We start from the raw sequence: 19,323 nt of genomic DNA on the forward strand, positions 1-19,323 counted from the left end.
GCGGACTTCTCTTCAGAAGAGCTCATTTCGGTCATATCCTAGCGGGGCAGCAGATTGGTGGCGGCGAGATCGATCACCTCATCGCCGCGACCGCTCATCACGGCGCGGATCATCCACAGGCCGAAGCCCTTCATTTCGGCGCTGGTGATCGTGGGCGGCATGGACAGCTCCTGGGTGGCGCTGACGACATCAAGCAGGGCCGGTCCGTCATGGGCCAGAATGTCGGCGACTGCACCGGGCAACTCGCCCGAATCCTCGACGCGGATGGCATGGATGCCCATGGCCCGTGCCATGGCGGCAAAGTCGGGATTATCCAGCGACACACCGGTTTCGAGAAACCCGCCCGCTTTCATTTCCATGGCGACAAAGCCCAGTACGCCATTGTTGAGGATGATGATCTTGACCGGCAGATTCTGCTGGCGCAGCGTGATCAGGTCGCCCATCAGCATCGAGAAGCCACCGTCGCCGGCGAGCGCGACCACCTGGCGGCCGGGCTGCGCCGCCTGGATGCCGATGGCTTGCGGCATGGCATTGGCCATCGAACCATGTGCCAGCGAACCTACCAGCCGGCGCCGGCCATTCATCTCGAGATAGCGGGCCGCCCAGATGGTGGGCGTGCCGACATCGAAGGTGAACACGGCATCCTCGGCTGCCAGGTCACTGACCACCTTGGTCAGATATTGCGGATGGATCGGCCCGCGCCCTGCGGTGCCCGCGGCCAGATCATCGAGCCCCTTGCGTGAAGCGGCGTAGCGCTTGAGCGATTTATCCAGATGGGCCCGGTCTGTGCGCGCCGGCACATGGGGCAAGAGCGCGGCAATCGTCAGCCCCACATCGCCGACCACGCCGACGTCGAGACGTACCCGGCGCCCCAGGTTCTCGGGTCGAATATCGACCTGGGCTATTTTGCATGTAGACGGCAGGAATTGCTTGTAGGGGAAGTCGGTCCCCAGCATGACCAGCAGGTCGCAATCGTGCATGGCCTCATAGCCCGAGGCAAAGCCGATGAACCCGGTCATTCCCACGTCATGGGGATTGTCGTATTCGACATATTCCTTGCCGCCCAGGGCATGGACGATTGGCGCTTTCAGGGCCTCGGCCAGCGCCATCAGCGGCGCATGGGCACCGGCACAACCGCGACCGCCGAACAGTGTCACCTTGCGCGCCTCGCCGATCAGTTGCGCCAGCGCCTCGATGTCGGCATCGGCGGGGTAAACCTGGGGCAGAGACGGCAGCAGACTTTGCCGGCTGGCGACAGCGCGAGCCGGGGCGTCGCGCAGGGCGACGTCGCCGGGAATGACCACGACGGCAACGCCGCGCATGCCCACGGCAGCGCGAATGGCATTTTCGAGCACATATGGCAGCTGGCTCGGATCAGACACCAGTTCGCAATAGTGGCTGCATTGGGCGAAAAGGTTCTGCGGATGTGTTTCCTGGAAATAGCCGCTACCGATTTCAGCGGTCGGAATCTGCGCCGCGATCGCGAGTACCGGCGTGCGGCTGCGATGGGCATCAAACAGACCATTGATCAGATGCAGATTGCCCGGGCCGCATGACCCCGCACACACTGCGAGTTCCCCGGTAACCTGGGACTCCCCTGCGGAGGCAAAGGCGGCAACCTCCTCATGCCGAACGTGGATCCATTCGATCTCGTCATGGGTCCGCAAGGCATCGGTAAACCCGTTCAGACTGTCGCCAACCACGCCATAGATCCGTTTCACGCCGGCGGCGGCCAGTGTCTCGACCATCAGTTCAGCAACATTCCTGCTCATGGCAAATCGCTCCGGCTCGGTGGCCGCGCATAGCGGCGGCGTGGTGAAAGGTCAGGCCCTCAAGGGGCAGTGGCGCCGGACTGGCCGGCACCACCGTGCAAAGTCAGGCGCGACGGTTGGATTCATAGAGGAACCACACGCGGCGCTCGGTTTCGTCGATCCAAACTTCGATCAGGCTGGTGGTCGCAACATCGTTGTACTCATCGGCAGCACCGTGGCAGGCCCGCAGGATCACGAGCAGCTGCTGGTTGTCGCTGGCCAGTTCGGCCAGCATGTCGCCGGGGGTAACGAAGGCGGCATCATTGTCGGCAATACGCTGTGTGCGGGCAATCTGGCCGATCGAACGCAGGGTGGTGCCACCGAGCTTGCGGGCCCGCTCAGCGATCACATCGGTCATGGCAAAGATTTGGTCGCCCTGCTCGTCGAGCATCAGGTGATAATCGCGGAAATGTGGCCCAGACATATGCCAATGGAAGTTCTTGGTCTTGAGATAGAGCGCGAACGTATCGGCCAGCAGGCCCGTCAGGGCGGCCGAAATATCATGGCTGGCGTCATTGCCCAGGTCGGTGGGGGTAAGCAGGGGTGCGGTCAGGTTGCTCATGTTGAATTCCTTCTGGTTGGGTAGGCGTTTGAAAGGGGAACGGCGGCTAGATCACGGGGTCGATGGGATTGGTGCGCGGCACGAGGAGCGGGTCGATCTCGGTGAAGGGAAAATGCGGCAACTGGTCTTCCGCAATGCCAAAGGACTGCGCCAGCACGCTGCGCGGAAACACATTGATCAGCGACCGGTAGCCGATGTCCCCGGGCGATACCTGGTCAAAGAAGATCAGGGCGTGGAACGTGCCCGCTCCGACGTTTTCGATGTGGTGGGGATAGGCCGGCGGGATGAAATACACGTCGCCCTGCGTCACCGTGTAGGTATCGATCTTTCCATCCGGATCCAGAATGGTCATGCGGGCGGTGCCCGCCGCGACATAACCCATTTCGGCGGTCTCAGGATGCCAGTGCGGCTCGCGCGCGCCCCGATCGGTTATCCGTACCGAGAACATGGCAATGTCGCGCAGCGCTGGCCAGAGGGCGGCCTTGGTCGTGTGGGCGGTGCCGGCCGGGAAATCGATCTGCGGCGGCGTGGCCTCAACGCTATACTTGTAAGCATTGACATGGCGCGCCTGGCCCTCGACCAGGGTGTGGCCCTGCACAGTAACGATCTCAAGGTCAGCCCGCTGGCGATCAAAGTCCTCGAAGGCAGCACTGGGCAGGTCATAGGTATTGCCCAGAACCGCATTGCTCATGGCGCCGAAGGCGGCCTTTAGGCCGAAGTCTTCGGGATGTTCATGGGAAAAAGCTAGGACGAACTCGGCAGGTTCGCTGCCGATGTTTTCGATACTGTGCATCGCCCCGCTGGGCACGAAGAACATCTCGCCCTGGCCAACCACAAAACTCTCACGCTGGGCGTGGTTGGCGGCGATGGTGATGAGTGCTTCGCCGCGCAGGCAATAACCCAATTCGTGCGCATTGGCGTGCCAGTGCGGCTCGCGCACCCCGTTTGGAGCCAGGCGCAACCCACGGATCGACAGGCCTCGCATGATCGGCAAATCGCCTGCATCTACATGGGTTATCGAACCCATCGGGCCGTCGAACCGGGACTGGCTCGATAGTGTTGCAACGTGGCGGCTGGTGCTCTTGGTCATGGTCATCGTCTCATCCCCTGCTGGTTTCAAACCCGATGGCCACAAATTACGGCGGCCCCACTCAGCGCACTATCGGACGCTGGTTTGGCCGGCTCATACGTGCGTATAGGGCGACGGCTTGCGGTTGCTGCGGCTAGGTTCTGGCCAGCTATTTCCGAGCGGGGCGCTGCGCGCCCAGGAGCATGTTGATGCTGACCAAGAACGACGCCAGCCCTGCGCAACGCAGCGACACGGGACTATCGGTGATGCTGGCGCTCGTCGCCGGCTATGTCGATGTCTGCACCTTTCTGGCATTCGCGGGCTTCTTCGTCGCCCAGGTGACAGGCAGCTACGTCGTGGCTGGATCAGGCCTGTTCGGCGACGGTGACGGTCTGGGCGTCAAGGTGCTCGCCATCCCCGTTTTCCTCCTCGCTGGCATGGTGACCACCGCCATCGTTCGACTATCCGGACCGCGTCAGCACCTGGCGATGGTCGGCTCGCTCGGCCTTGAGGCCGCGCTCCTGTGCGGCCTCACCATTGCGAGCCTGCACGACGGCGCGGACCCCATCACGGCCGGGCCGGCCCTGTTTGGTCTGGCGGCGATGGGCATCCAGAGCGCGACCGTGCGGCTGCTGCTCCCCAGCTCGGCCTCTACCAATGTCATGACCAGCAATACCACCCAGATGGCGATTGAGCTTGTCGACAGCTGCCGCAGCCGCCGGCCCACAGTCAGGCTGCTGCAGACCGGCAGTGTGATGCTGGGGTTTCTCGCCGGCATCATCGCAGGCGCTCTCGCCCATCGCGTCGCTGGTCTCGCCTGCCTTGGCCTTGCAGCGCTGGCGCTCTGCGCGCTGGTGGCCCGCGAAATTCTTGTGGTCACCGCAAAAACGCGTCCCCACGCCGGAAGCCTATGATATGTCTCGGCCATATGTTCCGGCTGGGGGCACCATGTCACGCTATGCCTTTGTCGCGGCTATCGTTCTGGCCACAGGCATCTTCATCTTCGATACGCTGACACCGCTCAATATCGCCGTCGCCGTGCTCTATGTGGCCGTCGTCCTGCTGTCGCTCAACTTCACCAACCGGCGCGGTACCCTGCTGGTCGGAGCCGGCTGCATGGGCCTGACCATCCTCAGCTTTGCCATTACCCACAGTGCCGATTTCGAGGCCGGCGCCACAGCACGTGGGCTGTTCAGCCTGGCGGCCATCGGCGTCACAACCTTTCTGGCGCTGCGGCTGGCCTCGACCATCACGGTGATCGCCGACAGCGAACAGCGCTATCGCTCGATCTTCCGGGCGGCCGGCGTGGCCATTCTCGAGATGGACTTTTCGCCCCTCAAGGCGCGACTGGAGGCCCTGCGGGCCGAAGGCTTCACCAGCATCGCGGCCATCGCGCGCGAAAGGCCCGATCTAGTTGGCGAGGTCACTGGCCTGATGCGGCTGATCAATGCCAACGACCGGACGCTGACCATGTTCCGCGCCCCCACCCTGGCAGTATTTGCCCAGCGCCTGCCGTCGCTGATTCCGCCCGAGATAGCGCCATCGACCTGGCGACTTCTCGAGGCCATCTGGTCGGAACAATCCAGTTTCGAGACCGAAAGCGTGTTCGATACCGTCGACGGCAAGCGGCTCAATGTTCTGTATACCGTGGCCATGCCAACAGACCGTCCGGCGCTCGACAGGGTATTGGTCAGCTTCATGGACGTCACAGCCAGGCATCAGGCCGAGAACGATCTGCACCAGGCGCAGGCCGAGCTGGCGCACGTGTCGCGCGTGGCGACCCTGGGCGAACTGACCGTTTCGATTGCCCATGAGGTGAACCAGCCGCTGGCGGGCGTGGTGACCAATGGCGAAGCCGGACTGCGCTGGCTGCGGCGGCCCGAGCCTGATCTTGCCGAGGCTTCCGCCGCCATCGAACGCATGATCGCCGATGCGCGCCGCGCCAGCGAAGTGATCAAGCGTCTGCGCGCGCTCGCCAGCAAAGCCGTGCCCCAGGCTGCGCCGGTCGATGTCAACGAGCTGGTGCACGACACGCTGGGAGTGGTGCAGCGCGAGATCGCCGGCCACCAGGTCAGCCTCAAGTTGGCCTTGGCGGACGGGTTGCCACCGGCGTTGGGCGATCGCGTGCAATTGCAGCAGGTGCTGATCAACCTGATCGTCAACGCCATCCAGGCCATGGCCGCGACAGGCACCACCCAGCGCGATCTGACCATCCGTTCGAGACCCACGGACACTGGATTGTCCGTTGAAATCACCGACACCGGCCCGGGGTTCAGCAGCGATGCCGCCGCAAAGCTCTTCACGCCCTTTTTCACCACCAAGGACGAAGGCATGGGCATGGGCTTGCCGATCTGCCGCTCGATCGTGGAGGCCCATGGCGGCACCCTGCGGGCCCACTTGCTTGCAGAGGGCGGCGCTGCGTTCGAGTTCAATCTACCTGCACATACGGAGACACAACCATGACGGCTGTCGCACCCACGGTCTTCGTCGTTGATGATGACGCCTCGCTCCGCGATGCCCTCGATAGCCTGTTCCGCTCGGTGGGCATGCGGGTAGAGCAGTTTGCCTCGCCAAACGACTTCCTGGCACGGGGCCCGGTCATCTCGGAAAGCTGCCTGGTGCTCGATATCCGCCTGCCCGGCGTCAGTGGCCTCGAGTTCCAGACCCAGCTGGCCCAGATGGGCAACGCCATCCCTATCGTGTTCATGACCGGCCATGGCGACGTTCCCATGTCGGTCAAGGCAATGAAAGCGGGCGCCCTCGACTTCCTGACCAAGCCCTTCCGCGATCAGGACATGCTCGATGCAGTTTCGGCGGCCCTAGCGCTTGATCGTGAGCGCCGTGCCGGCGATGCCCAACTGGCCTCCCTCCGGGCGCGCCACGCCACCCTGACCCCGCGCGAGCGCGAGGTGATGGATCTGGTCACCACCGGCCTGATGAACAAGCAGGTCGCCGGCGAACTGGGCGTCAGCGAGATTACCGTCAAGATCCACCGGGGTCATGTCATGGAAAAGATGGCCGCGCGTTCGCTTGCCGAGCTGGTCAAGATGGGCGAGGCCCTGCGCCCGTCAGGGTAGCGCCGGCGACACTAAACCTGTGTATGATTGAATTGGTGCCCCGGTGGGCGCATTTGGATGGCATTAGCGCAGCGCGCTCCAGTATGCTGCGCGAGGAATTTCAATGTCACACGTCAAGACCATTGCCATTGTCGACGATGACCCTTCGGTGCGTCAGGCGACATCCAGCCTGATCCGCTCGCTGGGCATGCACGCCACCACCTTTGCCTCGGCAGAGGACTATCTTGCCGCGCTCGGCACGTCCGATGTCAACTGCCTGATAACTGACGTCCAGATGGATGGGATCGGCGGCGTGGAACTATCCCAGATCCTGCGCGACCGGGGCAATGCAACGCCTGTCATCTTCATAACGGCCTTCCCCGACGAGCGTATCCGCGAACGGGTCATGGCCGCCGGCGCCATTGGCTTCCTGGGCAAGCCCTTCGAGAGCCAGATGCTGATCGACTGCATCGAAACCGCCCTTGCGGCGTGAGGTCGGCTTCCCTCTGACGCGTGTTCCACATGCAAAATTGGCCGCCCGACACGGGGCGACCCTTTCTGCGATACTGGCAGCACTTGCCTAGCGCTGGCGCAGCGCCCAGGCCATGCCCAGCGCGCTGAGCCCTTGGAAGATCAGGTCCACACTCAGGATGGCGCCCAGAAGCCACAGGCTGACCCCGGGCCATGCCAGAAGGACCGCCAGACCAGCCAAGGCGGTCACCGTTCCCACGGCAGCGAGCGACCAGGAAGGACTGCCCTTGTGTTCAAGCGCGGCCGAGCCGATGCGGGATGCGCCGCCAATCACCAGCAACACGCCGATCAGCAACGTCAACCCGGCACTGGCCAGCAGCGGGTTGGTAAATGCCAAAACGCCCGCGACGGTGTAGAGCACGCCGCCAAACGTCCAAAGGATCTTGGCCTGCCAGCCCGGGGCGGTGAAGGCAAAGCCCACCTGCGCAAGACCGGCAATGATCATCATTGCGGCAATATAGATGATCGAAAAGACGGTTGCGAGCATCAGGCTTGCGCTGGCCAGCAGACCGGCGACCAGCAGGGCCAAGCCCAGCGTAGCCAGCCAGATCCGGCCGTTGCGGGGTTTGTCGGAAACAATGCTGCTGGCGGTTGAGGTGGATATGTCGTCCATTTTCATGTCCTGTCTTCAAGGGTTGGAGGGACGGTCTGGTGCAATGCGTACCCGCGATCAGCCCGCGTCGGCGGCGATGAACTCCGCCCCGACATACCGTCCTCTCGATGACTACAAGGATCGCATGGGCACCATCGTGGGGTCTGTCATACGTGTAGGCGGCCCGGACGTGTCTTGGTTTGATTGCCCCATACGCAGGTATGGGTCGCCCGCCGTGGCAGGAGGTCGCCCGGCCGCAAGGCCTGCCGAGCATCGGTTAGGCCGGACGGCTTTTGACCCATCAAGGGGCAGAAGAGCGGGCAGCCAGCGCGGCATGGATCTGGGCGATTACGGCAGCCCTTCGCCGACCGCCGCAGCAATGCGCTTGGTGGAGCCTGCCCGCACGTCGCCTATGGCAAACACGCCCGACATGGAGGTCTCCAGCGGCAAACGACCGGCCGGCGGCGGGATGGCAGCCATACCCGCACCCGTCACAATGAACCCGTGGCTGTCCGTTTCGACACAGCCGTCCATCCAGCTAGTGTTGGGATCGGCGCCGATGAACAGGAACAGGTGTCGCAGCGCCAGCCTGCTGTCCTGCCCAGTCTTCCGATGGCGCGGGACCACTGCATCGAGCCCGGCGACCTCATCGCCCTCCAGCGCCGACACCTCGGAGCTGGCATGCAGCACCACATTGGGCAGCGATGCGATGCGGTCGATCAGATAGCGCGACATGGTGGCCGTCAGATCGGGCCGGCGGATCACCAGATGCAGCTTTTTCACCCGCGGCGCCAGAAAGGCCACAGCCTGGCCAGCGGAATTGCCGCCGCCAACCAGCGCAATCTCCTCGCCCTCGCACAGCCTGGCTTCAATGGGGGACGCCCAGTAGGCGATGCCGCGCCCCTCAAAGGTCTTGAGATTGGCAAGCGGTGGATGGCGATAGCGCGCCCCGGAGGCCACCACCGTGGTCCGGGCCCGGATGACCTGCCCGTCAGACAACGTCAGGGCGGTCAGGCGCTCATCTGTCAGAGACTTCAGGGCGGTCACCGACTGCGCCAGCGCTATTTTCGTGCCAAATTTGAGCGCCTGGCTGAAGGCGCGCCCGGCCAGCGCCTGGCCGGAAATGCCACTGGGAAAGCCGAGATAGTTTTCGATTCGGGCCGATGCGCCGGCCTGCCCACCAATGGCATTGGCCTCCAGCACGACTACGCTGAGCCCTTCTGACGCGGCATAGACCGCCGCCGCCAGTCCCGAGGGACCAGCACCGATGATGGCTGTGTCATAGACGACGTCCGTGTCGATGGTCGGCGATATGCCGATGCAATGCGCCAGCGCAGCGTCGTCCGGACGGCGCAGCGTGCTGCCGTCGGCGCAGACCACCAGCGGCAGAGTGGCCCCGCCGGGCTGCATCTGCGCAACGAAGGCCCGAGCCCTCTCATCAACTGATACGTCAAGCACGACATGGGGAAAGCCATTGCGGGCCAGAAAGCCACGCAGGCGCACCATGTCCGGACTATTGGGATCACCGATGAGGATCGGTCCCCCGCTGCCGGCGTCGATCAGCGCAGCCCGCCGAAGCATGACCGCACGCATCACCGTTTCGCCAATATCGGCCGAACCGATCACCAGCGCCCGCACCTGCGCCGCCGTCAATAGCACCGCCTGACACCCCTGCGCACCGGCGCGGCCGCCGGCCAGCGTCGGCTGCCCCGTCAGCTGGTTGATTTCCCCGCTGAACTGCCCGGGGCCAAGCGTCTGGATCAGGCGCTCATCGTCGAGGCCCGCATGGGAAAAAATGTCCATCATGCCGGCGACGATGAACCAGGCAGGCGCGTCTGTCGCGCCCACTGCATAGGCCAGGGCACCTGGCGTCAATGTCGCCGGGGCACCGCCGCTCCGCCGCTCGACCACAGCGAGTTGATCAGCCGTCAGGGTGGGAAAGCGTCGATCCTCAGTGGTCTCGCTGGTAGCCATGGCCCAAACCCTCTTGGCAATAATTCAGTAGTAGCGGGGGATTGGCCCCAGCTGCGGCGTCTGGGAAGGCAGATCGATCATCATCTCGTCGACATAACACCAGCCCCAGCCCTCGGGCGGATCATAGCCTTCGATGATCGGGCGACCGGTATGGTGGAAATGGGCGGTGGCATGGCGTCCGGGCGACTGATCGCAGCAACCGACATGGCCGCAGGTGCGACAGATGCGCAGGTGCAGCCAGCGCTGCCCGGTCCTAAGACACTCCTCGCAGCCGCGGCTACCGGGCGTCACCTCGCGTATGGTCTGTACATGCGTGCAATGGCTAGACATGGGGTCTCTCCTGGGGCCGAAAGAAAGTGGGCCACACAGTGGCTGCGTGGCCCCGGGCGCTGATCAGGCCCTGATGAAGGCGAGCACGTCAGCATTGAATTTTTCGGCCTCGGTTTCGGCCAGACCATGCGGCGCGCCGGGATAGATCTTGAGCTCGGCGCCTTTGACGATCTTGGCCGTCTTGAGGCCGGCCGCTGCAATCGGCACGATCTGGTCAGCATCGCCGTGCACGACCAGCGTGGGCTTGTCGATCTTCTTGAGGTCCTCGGTGTAGTCGACCTCGGAGAATTCGCGGATGCAGTCATACTCGGCCTTGATGCTGCCCTGCATGCCCAGCCGCCAGAAGGTGTCGCGCAGACCCTGGTTGACCTTGGCGTCTTCCTTGTTGAAGCCGTAGAACGGCATCGACAGGTCCTTGAAGAACTGCGACCGGTCGGTGGCCGTTCCCTTGCGGAGTCCGTCGAACGCCTCAATCGGCGTACCCTCGGGATTGGCTTCGGTCTTGAGCATCAAGGGCGGCACGGCACCAACCAGCACCATCTTGGCGACCCGTGCCGTGCCGTGCCGGCCAACGTAATGGGCGATCTCGCCGCCGCCGGTCGAGTGCCCGACCATGATCATGTCCTTGAGATCGAGCGCCTCGATCAGCTCGGCCAGATCGTCGGCATACTGGTCCATGTTGTTGCCGGCCCATGGCTGGCCCGATTTGCCGTGGCCGCGGCGGTCATGGGCGATCACGCGGTAGCCCTGCGAAGCAAAGAACAGCATTTGCGGCGCCCACGCGTCGCCGGCCAGCGGCCAGCCATGCGAGAACAGGATCGGCTGACCCGTGCCCCAGTCGGTGTAGGAAATTGCCGTGCCGTCGGTGACCTGAAAAATGCTCATTTTGCTCTCCACTGTCGCGAACCCGCCGGTGCGGCCGGTTGATAGGGAGAGCATCGGCCAGACGATGATTTGGCACCATTCTACGAGTGGTTCGTGGCATCATACTTGTGTATGCCTGTTGATTTCCGCCGAGAAGTGACCCTGGCTTTCCACTGAGAAGTGACCCGCCTTTTAATTGTGTTCTTGGTCAAATGTGGTGGTCAAGGGTCTGGGTTTCTCCTTCGGTTTTGGCGGCGCATGGGCCGAGCTGTTCTTGAAGCGGAAGCTGTCGTTTCCGGTCTCGAGGATGTGGCAATGATGGGTGAGCCGGTCGAGCAGCGCCGTCGTCATCTTGGCATCGCTGAAGACGCTGGCCCATTCACTGAAGCTGAGATTGGTGGTGATGACCACGCTGGTATGCTCGTAAAGCCTGCTGAGCAGGTGGAAGAGCAAGGCGCCGCCTGAGGCACTGAACGGCAGGTAGCCGAGCTCATCGAGGATGACCAGATCACAGTGAGCCAGGTGGCCGGCAATCTGACCAGCTCGCCCCTGCATTTTCTCCTGCTCGAGCGCATTGACCAGCTCGACGGTCGAGAAGAAGCGGACGCGTTTCTGATGATGCTCGATGGCCTGCACCCCGATGGCGGTGGCGACATGGGTCTTGCCGGTACCAGGGCCACCGACCAGAACGATGTCATTGGCTTCCTTGAGGAAGTCGCAGCGATGAAGCTGGCGCACCAGGGTCTCATTGATCTCGCTGCTGGAGAAGTCGAAGCCATTGAGGTCGCGATAGGTCGGGAAGCGGGCGGTCTTGAACTGGTAGGCTGTCGATCGAACCTCACGCTCCGCCGTCTCGGCCTTGAGCAGTTGCGACAGGATCGGGATGGCAGCCTCGAAGGCCGGAGCACCTTGCTCGGTCAACTCGCCTGCGGCCTGGGCCATGCCGTGCATCTTGAGGCTCTTGAGCATGATGATGATCGCGCCGGCGGCGGGGTTATGACGCATGGCGGGCCTCCGAGGCTTTGCGCAGAGCGTCATAGCGCTCGACATTGACCTTTGGCTCATTGGTCAGCATCAGGGCTTGGGGCGCATCGATGGTCGGCGGCGTGATGGCTTTGCCGTCAACCAGGCGGTGCAGCAGGTTCAACACGTGCGTCTTGGTTGGGACGCCTGGAGCGGCTCACTGGCGGAGTCGCCAATGAGGGTTGGAGCGTGCAAGTCGGTGGGTGGTTTGCAGCCGCCCGCCTTGGCACGCGGAGCGACGCTGATCTGGCTTTGGAGACCGGGCTCCTCCAGCACCTCGGAGTATTAACCCGTTGTGGTGCGCGGGATCGATCCGCGCTTGTCCACTGTCCCGGGACTGAGGACGAGACTCGAGGACTGCGGTTGCTAGCGGCATGCCGAGCGGTTGTGGAAACGGTCGACCCACCGCCGAGACCACCAGTTGCAGCCGTGATCGTTGACACTCAGTGTGTACGATGATTAGGTGTCCTCTGTCCGAGGACAGAGGACATGATGAAGAGCCAGGATGTTGTCGTTCTGCTCAAGCTGGCGAGCTTGGAGGACTACTCAAAGGATATCGGTGACGAATCTACGCCGCTCGGGCTGGCCACGGGCGAGGATCCCTATTCTGTGCGCGGCCTCGAGGCAGCCCTCGGAATCAGCAAGACGGAGATCGGCGCTTCGCTCAAGCGCAGCATTGCGGCGGGCCTCGCGATCAAGGACAGGAAGACAGACCGGCCTAAACCGAGCCGGCGCCATCTCCGCGAGTTCATTGTCCACGGTGTGAAATTCGTCTTTCCGGCGAAACCAGGCGCCATGCAGCGCGGGTTGCCGACGGCATTCGCGGCCCCCGTGCTACGTGAATCCCTGCACAGCGCTGGCAATCTCATCTTCGTTTGGCCCTACGCGCATGCAAAAGAAATGGGTCAGTCGGTCGACCCGCTGTTCAAAAGCGTGCCGGAGGCCTGCGAGAAAGACAGGCGGCTCTACGCCTATCTGGCCCTCATCGACGCGATCCGCGTCGGCAATCAACGCGAAAGCAAGCTCGCCGCCGACCTGCTCGCGCAGAGGCTGGGATGACTGTCCAAGATCAGTTGAAGGCCATGTTGAAGGCCGTCGCCGAGGCACTCGGCGAGGAGTTGCGCGCGCGCCTGGTCTTCGTCGGCGGCTGCACGACCGCGCTCTACATTACTGACCCCATCGTTCTCGAAGGGGTGAGAGCGACCGATGATGTCGACCTTATCGTCGATCTCGCTGGTTTCGCAGAATGGGTCGAGCTGACGGAGCGTTTGCGCGCACGCGGCTTCACCGAGGCGGCTGACGATTCCGTCATCTGCCGTATGAAACTCGGCGAGATCAAGGTCGACTTCATGCCGGATGACGAGGCGATCCTCGGGTTCAGCAATCGCTGGTACGCAGAGGGGATCGCGACGGCCGTACCAGAACAGCTGGAGGAGGCGCTCGAGATCCGGCGCCTCACGCCGCAGCTGTTTGTCGCGACCAAGTTGGAGGCATACCGCGGACGCGGCCAAGGCGATCTCATCGCCAGCCGCGATGCCGAGGACATTCTGCTTTTGGTCGACGGGCGGGAGGAGATCGTCGAGGAAATCGCAAACGGCGAGCCGGAGATCCGGGCCTACATCGCCGAACAGGTTACCATGCTGCTCGCTGATCCAAACTTCGACCATTTCCTGGAGGGAAACATTCGCGGACCAGTGGGCCGCACCGACATCGTCTACGACCGGCTGGTCGCGATCAGCACGCTGGATCTGGATATGCGCTGACAATTCCAGACTGCAGATTATCCGACACTCAAAACGGGTAGATTGCCCCATCACCACCGCCGAGTCCGACGTTGTCGGCGGCGAATGGAATGGCGAGGTCACGGACGACACAGGCTGCGGGAGGCCACACGGGACGTGATACACGACCTCCACTTTTTGTCACACCAACTAAACGTGCGCTATTCAAACTGACGCGACTGCGGTGTAATCTAGCGTCAATTCGCGGCAACCAAGCTTCAAAATAGAGGGCATATCGCTGCCAACGCTCAGCGCAGAGCGCAGCAGGAGAACCGCGATGAACCAGCAGGCGAACCTAGCCGATAATCTTAAAACTCTATGCGAGCAGCACGGCACCGTATCGGAAGCATGCCGAAAGTTGGGCATCAATCGTCAGCAATTCAATAAGTATCTCGCCGGAACTCACGCGCCGTCGCAGAAGAATCTCCGCTTGATCGCGAATTTCTTCGGATTGAGCGTCGATGTCATGACATACAATCCGCATGACTTTCAATCGCTTGTTGAGGGAAACCACTTCCATCTGTTCAAGCGGATACAAAAATCGCCTAAGATGATGATGTTTATCACGGAAATACTGTCCGCGAATGCGACAGACGCGGCAGATTTTCTTGGGGCCTACGAACGCTACCACTACTCCTCGATCTACAAAGGTCAGATACTCAGGTCAATATTTTATCTCTATTCGAAAGACGGGATATTGATGCATAGCTACGTTGAACGGTTCCCGAACCTCGATGGCTCTAATAAGATTGACTATATTTTCAAATACCACGGATTCAGTTTCTATATTTCCAATCGCCTGTTCTCAATCGATTTCGAGACCATCCAACGTAACGAGATGACATTCAGCAATCTCGCCTCAATCGACCGAAATTCGAAGAAGTTCATGTTCGGGGTAACCAGCGGAATCGCGGCGAGCATGGTGCGACAGCCGGTTGCGCAAAAGGTGGCCATGCATTTTGTGGGAGACCGGAAGACTCGGAAAGGCGACCTGCGCCGTGCCACGGTGCTTTCACCGAGCGACGCTTCGATACCCAAGGAAGTGATCACCTATCTTACATCCGGAACGTCGACGATAGACTCCATTTGAGATTGACCGTCACCGCTCAAGCGAAGTGCGTCAGAGTGCTCAAGTGTCATGCCGCCTGCGAAATTGCGCTGAGCGCTGCTTGCGGGTGAAGTCAGCTGCCGTCGATGCCTGTCAGCCGCGCGCGTCCACGCCAGTTGGTGGGTGCAGATGGTAAGCACCATCGCAGACGTGCCGGAGCCGCATATGTCGAGAACCGTCAATTCCTACATGATGCCGTTCTCGAACGTAGCGCATCTGTCTTTAACGGACAAATTCCGGGCGACGCAACTTGCCGGCTTCAAGGAGCTGTCGCTCATGCCGCGTGACGTCGAGAGACTGATCGAGGGCGGCAAACCGGCATCGGACATCGTCGCGGAGGCCGCGGATCATGGTGTGCGCATCACCCGGCTCGACCCGTTGAACACCTGGCCGCGGATCTGGCGCCCGGATAATATGGACGAGGCCTACATCGCCACAGTTAACACGCCACCGGACCAGTTTTTTCGCCTGACCGACGCGCTCGGCTGCACCCATGCGAGCCTGAACGCCACCTTTCCGTTGAATGCAATGTCGACAGACGAGATCACGGAGCACTATGTGGCGATCTGCGCCCGCGCGGCTGCGCATGGCCTGAAGTGTGATCTCGAATTCATCCCGCTGTGGGGCGTTCCAACGCTGGAAATGGCATGGAATGTCGTCCGTGATTCCGGCGCGTCGAATGGAGGGCTGGTGTTCGACGTGTGGCATTTCGTGCGCGGAGGCTCCGACATTGGGCTCCTCAAGACGATCCCCGGCGACATGATCCATTGCGTGCAGGTCAACGATGGCCCTCTGGCGCTGCCGAAGGGGGTGACGATCAAAGACAATTGCTACGACCGCCAGTTTCCTGGCGACGGTGAATTCCCGAATGCCGAAATCCTGCGAATCCTGGCGGACACAGGCGGCCTCAACCAGGTCGGACCCGAGGTGTTTTCGCCTACGCTCACGTCAATGAGCGTCGAGGACGTGGCGCGCAAGTCTGCGGAATCGACACGAAACGTGCTTCTGGCCGCAGGTCTGGCGGTCTGAGCTTGAGAAAAGGCCCGACGGGTTCGACCCGACGCCACGCCCCACTCACTGACTGGACGAGGTGTTTCGTTGAAACGGCAAGAGCGACCCAATCAGGCTCCAATCTGGCATTCCTTAACAGCGGTGCAAACGATGGCGACGAAAAACTCGGCCATTTGGAAGGAGGATTTGTGACAATTCAAATTTGCGTTGTAGGCCTGGGCAAGATCGCACAGGATCAGCATCTGCCGGTAGCTGCCAAGAACGCTGACTTCAACCTCGCAGCGGTAGTCAGTTCGCGCGGCTCTTACGGAAATGTGAAAACCTTCAAGACTTTTTCGGAACTCGTCGCAAGCGGGATCAAACTCGATGCCGTCACGCTGTGTATGCCTCCGAAACCGCGCTTCGATATCGCACACCGAGCAATCGACGCCGGATTTCACCTTCTTCTCGAGAGGCCGCCGACATCGACAATCGGTGAACTGGAGGCACTGCTGGCCCATGCTGCCGCCCACAAACGCATTGTCTTCACAGCATGGCATTCGCAACACAACGCGGCGGTCGACGAGGCAAAACGCCTCCTTGCTGGTTTGACGGTCCGCCGTCTGCATGTGTCGTGGAAGGAGGACGTCCGCTACTGGCACCCTGGTCAAGAATGGATCTGGGAGCCAGGCGGGTTCGGCGTGTTTGATCCTGGCATCAACGCATTCTCCATCATCTCGAAAATCATGCCGGTTCCGATCCTTGTAGCCGATGCGCTCCTGATGATCCCGTCGAACAAGGCAACACCCATTGCTGCCTCCATTCGCTTCAAGTCGCCCATTGGGATTGACGCCGATTTGACCGCCGAACTCGACTGGCAACAAACCGGTGAACCATCCTGGGACATAGACGTCGAAACCAACGAAGGCACGACTCTTCAGCTGAGCAACGGCGGGACGCAACTCCGTGTTAATGGCGAGGTTACTCTCGCCGGTTCATCGTCCCAGGAATACGAAGGCATCTATGCCCATTTCGCCGAGCTGTTGAAGTCCGGGAAATCGGATGTAGATTCAACGCCGCTACAACTGGTCTCCGACTGCTTCATGCTGGGGCGACGGGTCGACGCGGACCCGTTTGTCTGAAGGCGACACTTGCTCGGGTGCGCCCAATCCAAACCATCTGACTGACTGAATCCGCGATTGGGTCGTGGAGTAGTTTGTGGACAAGTCGGAGGGCACTCGTCGCCGCCCAGTTCTTCTGCGCCCGCCCATCTGCACACACAAATGCGCCCCGCAGCCGGGCTGTCCGGACTACGGAGCGCACTTCGCCTTGGGAGGCAATCGAACCCGATTTGGATCGGGGTGGCGGATAGATAGCGGTGGACCTAGTGGCTAGATTGTGTCGGGTTCCACAGCCGCATTCCTGCATTTGCCTCATAGGCCTTGCCGGATGGATAGCTGATAAGTTCCATTTGAAGGCCCCATGGCGCTTCGAAATAGACCCACGACTCGCCCGCTCCGGGACCGTGTTTTTCGAACTCCGGTTTGTCGTAGACTTTAACCCCATGGCTGCGGAGATGTTCGCTGGCTGCGTTGATATCATCCACATAAAAGCACAGATGATAGCCGCCAATGTCGCTGTTTCGGGGGAATACTGTCTTTTGATCAGGGGCCTCGAAATCGAAAAGTTCAATGTTGCTCGCATTGCCACAGCGCATGAAGACGACCTCTTTCATGTGTGCGCGCGGGTGGATATTCATTTTGTCTTGCATGAAATTCCCGGTGTCGTCCTTCAACGATCCGCCGGAGTAGATGAATTCGCATCCGATGATGTCTCGAAAGAAGGCGATCGCCTCTTGCATGTTCGGCACCACCAAACCGGCGTGATCGATCCCTGCCAGTCCAGGGAGGCCCTTCGTCTGATTGTTCATGTCTGTCTCCTTTTTTGAATCCGAAAGATCAAGTTTCCCGGCGCGCCGCCTTCATGGAATGGTGGCAGAAAGGCGCAGCAACCGGCGTGTCAGGTCAATGAGCGCAAGATAAAGTCCGCCCCTCGTTCCCCGATCATTATTGTCGGAGCATTCGTGTTGCCCGACACCACGGACGGCATCGCTGAAGCGTCGATGACGCGCAGGCCGTCGAGGCCGCGGACGCGTAGTTCCGGATCCAGGACGGCGAGGTCGTCGGTCCCCATTCTGCAGGTGCCGCTGGGATGCAAGGACGACTGCGCATACTGCCGTATGTACTGCTCGTAATCGGCTTTCGTCATAAGTTGCTTGCCCGGCATATGCTCACGTTCGATGTATTTTGAGAGCGCCTTCTGGGACATGATCTCTTGGCCGCGTTGAACTGCCTCGACCAGGCAACCGAGATCGGAAGGCTCGGAAAGATAGTTGGGCACGATATGCGGAGGCTGCGCGGGGTCGGAACTTCGTAGCCCCAACCATCCTCTGGACTTCGGTCGGATGTGGGTCGCGTTCAAGGTGCAGCCGAACCCGCCAGGAACCGGGGCGCCGGATTCTATGCCGCTGCCGCACAGGAATATGTACTGAATATCCGGCCGATCGGTGGATTGGCTCGTGCTCCAGAACGCCCCCGAATCCATGACGTTCGACGTAACCGGCCCGCGTCGGAAAAGCAGATACTCCAGGCCTGCCCAAGACTGCCACAGAGGGCTTTTGTAGCGATCGTAGCTGTAGGGTCCCGACAGTTGATAGGTCATATAGATGTCGACATGATCACAGAGATTTTGTCCGACACCAGGCAAATCGTGCACCACGTCGACACCGCAGGATCGCAAATGCGCCGCGGGACCGACGCCGGAAAGCATCAGCAGGTGGGGTGAGTTGATCGCTCCCGCGGATATGATGACTTCACGATCGGCATAGATAGTCGACGTCCGTTGCCCGTCGGCTATCTCTACCCCTACGGCGCGTCCCTGTTTGAAGACGATGCGCAAGACGCGACAATCTGTTCGCACCTTCAGATTTGATCGCCTCTGCGCCGGCTTCAGAAAGGCAACGGCTGCACTCGAGCGCCGGGCGTTGCGAATTGTCAGCTGATAGAAACCACATCCAGCCTGCTCCCCGGAGTTGAAATCCGCATTGAAGGCAAGGCCAGCCTCCTGACAGGCTTTCAGCCATGAACGGCTCAGCGGGTGGACATAGCAGGGATCCGAGACGCCCAGCGGGCCGCCCTCACCATGAGCTTCGTTGGACAGCCGGTCATTGTCCTCGGAGCGTTTGAAAAACGGCAAGACCTCCTTGTAGGACCAACCCGTGGCCCCTTGCTCCACCCAGCGTTCGTAGTCGTCCGGCGCGCCTCGAATGTAGAGCATGGCATTGACGGAACTGCCGCCACCAAGAACCCTGGGCTGGACCATTGTTTGAGCGCCAAGATGCTTGTCCGCCTCGCTGCGGACCTGCTCAAAGCGCTGCAGCAGATTGCCCTGTGCGGTCTTGTAGTAGGTGACCGGCATATGGATGTAGGGGCTGTTGTCTCGGGGGCCTTGTTCAAGCAAGAGCACCGAAACATCGGGATTCTCGCTGAGCCTGGAAGCCACCACGCAACCGGCAGACCCTCCTCCAACCACGATGAAATCGACCATACTCCCTCCAAACAATAGTAGCGCCA

General features: G+C 61.3%; 19 protein-coding genes and 2 pseudogenes. 10 read left to right on the forward strand and 11 right to left on the reverse strand.

Going from position 1 to position 19,323, the window contains the following annotated elements; translation table 11 throughout:
* Window positions 1–38: 38 nt before the first annotated feature.
* From poxB to NKI95_RS18355, 3 genes are all read right to left on the reverse strand, one after another.
* Window positions 39–1,772, reverse strand: coding sequence for a ubiquinone-dependent pyruvate dehydrogenase (gene poxB / locus NKI95_RS18345; RefSeq protein ID WP_352718682.1), 1,734 nt, complete (start codon window positions 1,770–1,772; stop codon window positions 39–41).
* A 103-nt stretch (window positions 1,773–1,875) separates the two neighbouring features.
* Window positions 1,876–2,373: a Dps family protein gene (locus NKI95_RS18350; protein ID WP_352718684.1), complete on the reverse strand. Its 498-nt coding sequence runs from the start codon at window positions 2,371–2,373 to the stop codon at window positions 1,876–1,878.
* 46 nt (window positions 2,374–2,419) lie between these two features.
* Window positions 2,420–3,469 carry a cupin domain-containing protein gene (locus NKI95_RS18355; protein ID WP_352718686.1) on the reverse strand — a complete coding sequence of 350 codons (1,050 nt, stop codon included), beginning with the start codon at window positions 3,467–3,469 and terminating at the stop codon, window positions 2,420–2,422.
* A 182-nt stretch (window positions 3,470–3,651) separates the two neighbouring features.
* Between NKI95_RS18355 and NKI95_RS18360 the strand changes: the two genes are divergently transcribed.
* The 4 genes from NKI95_RS18360 to NKI95_RS18375 all read left to right on the forward strand — a co-directional run bounded on the left by NKI95_RS18360 (window position 3,652) and on the right by NKI95_RS18375 (window position 6,991).
* On the forward strand, window positions 3,652–4,356 hold the full coding sequence (locus NKI95_RS18360) for a YoaK family protein (protein WP_352718687.1): 705 nt from the start codon (window positions 3,652–3,654) through the stop codon (window positions 4,354–4,356).
* A gap of 34 nt (window positions 4,357–4,390) precedes the next feature.
* Window positions 4,391–5,905: a sensor histidine kinase gene (locus tag NKI95_RS18365; RefSeq protein ID WP_352718689.1), complete on the forward strand. Its 1,515-nt coding sequence runs from the start codon at window positions 4,391–4,393 to the stop codon at window positions 5,903–5,905.
* On the forward strand, window positions 5,902–6,519 hold the full coding sequence (locus NKI95_RS18370; protein WP_352502293.1) for a response regulator transcription factor: 618 nt from the start codon (window positions 5,902–5,904) through the stop codon (window positions 6,517–6,519). The genes NKI95_RS18365 and NKI95_RS18370 overlap by 4 nt, the downstream gene beginning before the upstream one ends.
* Before the next feature lie 103 nt (window positions 6,520–6,622).
* Window positions 6,623–6,991: a response regulator transcription factor gene (locus NKI95_RS18375; RefSeq protein WP_352608321.1), complete on the forward strand. Its 369-nt coding sequence runs from the start codon at window positions 6,623–6,625 to the stop codon at window positions 6,989–6,991.
* Window positions 6,992–7,078: 87 nt separating this feature from the next.
* Here the strand turns inward: NKI95_RS18375 and NKI95_RS18380 are convergent, their stop codons facing one another.
* The 6 genes and pseudogenes from NKI95_RS18380 to NKI95_RS18405 all read right to left on the reverse strand — a co-directional run.
* Window positions 7,079–7,642, reverse strand: a complete 564-nt coding sequence (locus NKI95_RS18380) for an HdeD family acid-resistance protein (protein ID WP_352718691.1) — start codon at window positions 7,640–7,642, stop codon at window positions 7,079–7,081.
* A 327-nt stretch (window positions 7,643–7,969) separates the two neighbouring features.
* Window positions 7,970–9,427 (reverse strand): FAD-dependent oxidoreductase, encoded by a 1,458-nt coding sequence (locus NKI95_RS18385; RefSeq protein ID WP_352718694.1) that lies wholly within the window; start codon window positions 9,425–9,427, stop codon window positions 7,970–7,972.
* A gap of 192 nt (window positions 9,428–9,619) precedes the next feature.
* Window positions 9,620–9,925, reverse strand: coding sequence for a UBP-type zinc finger domain-containing protein (locus tag NKI95_RS18390; protein ID WP_352718696.1), 306 nt, complete (start codon window positions 9,923–9,925; stop codon window positions 9,620–9,622).
* A 63-nt stretch (window positions 9,926–9,988) separates the two neighbouring features.
* Window positions 9,989–10,810, reverse strand: a complete 822-nt coding sequence (locus NKI95_RS18395; protein ID WP_352502288.1) for an alpha/beta fold hydrolase — start codon at window positions 10,808–10,810, stop codon at window positions 9,989–9,991.
* A gap of 171 nt (window positions 10,811–10,981) precedes the next feature.
* A complete protein-coding gene (gene istB / locus NKI95_RS18400; RefSeq protein ID WP_352718698.1) occupies window positions 10,982–11,794 on the reverse strand; it encodes an IS21-like element helper ATPase IstB in 813 nt (270 codons plus the stop codon).
* Window positions 11,784–11,960 (reverse strand): annotated as a pseudogene (locus tag NKI95_RS18405) (IS21 family transposase); the annotation flags it as partial. The pseudogene NKI95_RS18405 and the gene istB, both read right to left, overlap by 11 nt.
* Between NKI95_RS18405 and NKI95_RS18410 the strand changes: the two are divergent.
* The 6 genes and pseudogenes from NKI95_RS18410 to NKI95_RS18435 form a co-directional block, all read left to right on the forward strand.
* Window positions 11,951–12,091 (forward strand): annotated as a pseudogene (locus tag NKI95_RS18410) (aminoglycoside phosphotransferase); the annotation flags it as partial. The pseudogenes NKI95_RS18405 and NKI95_RS18410 sit on opposite strands and share 10 nt — an antisense overlap.
* A 213-nt stretch (window positions 12,092–12,304) precedes the next feature.
* Entirely contained in the window at window positions 12,305–12,871 is a 567-nt protein-coding gene (locus NKI95_RS18415; protein ID WP_352718763.1) for a hypothetical protein, read from the forward strand.
* Complete coding sequence (locus NKI95_RS18420) at window positions 12,868–13,575, forward strand: hypothetical protein (RefSeq protein WP_352718700.1); 708 nt, start codon at window positions 12,868–12,870, stop codon at window positions 13,573–13,575. Before NKI95_RS18415 ends, NKI95_RS18420 begins: the two co-directional genes overlap by 4 nt.
* 295 nt (window positions 13,576–13,870) lie before the next feature.
* Complete coding sequence (locus NKI95_RS18425; protein ID WP_352502287.1) at window positions 13,871–14,683, forward strand: helix-turn-helix domain-containing protein; 813 nt, start codon at window positions 13,871–13,873, stop codon at window positions 14,681–14,683.
* A gap of 147 nt (window positions 14,684–14,830) precedes the next feature.
* A complete protein-coding gene (locus NKI95_RS18430; RefSeq protein ID WP_352502286.1) occupies window positions 14,831–15,730 on the forward strand; it encodes a sugar phosphate isomerase/epimerase family protein in 900 nt (299 codons plus the stop codon).
* Window positions 15,731–15,732: 2 nt separating this feature from the next.
* Complete coding sequence (locus NKI95_RS18435) at window positions 15,733–16,833, forward strand: Gfo/Idh/MocA family protein (protein ID WP_352718703.1); 1,101 nt, start codon at window positions 15,733–15,735, stop codon at window positions 16,831–16,833.
* Window positions 16,834–17,075: 242 nt separating this feature from the next.
* On the opposite strand, the gene NKI95_RS18440 is transcribed toward NKI95_RS18435, so the two are convergent.
* Together NKI95_RS18440 and NKI95_RS18445 are read right to left on the reverse strand one after the other, a co-directional pair.
* Window positions 17,076–17,621, reverse strand: a complete 546-nt coding sequence (locus NKI95_RS18440) for a VOC family protein (RefSeq protein ID WP_352718705.1) — start codon at window positions 17,619–17,621, stop codon at window positions 17,076–17,078.
* Between the two features lie 89 nt (window positions 17,622–17,710).
* Window positions 17,711–19,297 carry a GMC family oxidoreductase gene (locus NKI95_RS18445; RefSeq protein WP_352718706.1) on the reverse strand — a complete coding sequence of 529 codons (1,587 nt, stop codon included), beginning with the start codon at window positions 19,295–19,297 and terminating at the stop codon, window positions 17,711–17,713.
* Window positions 19,298–19,323: the final 26 nt, after the last annotated feature.

It is taken from the genome of Mesorhizobium sp. M0306 (assembly GCF_040321655.1).
Taxonomy (GTDB): Bacteria; Pseudomonadota; Alphaproteobacteria; order Rhizobiales; family Rhizobiaceae; genus Mesorhizobium.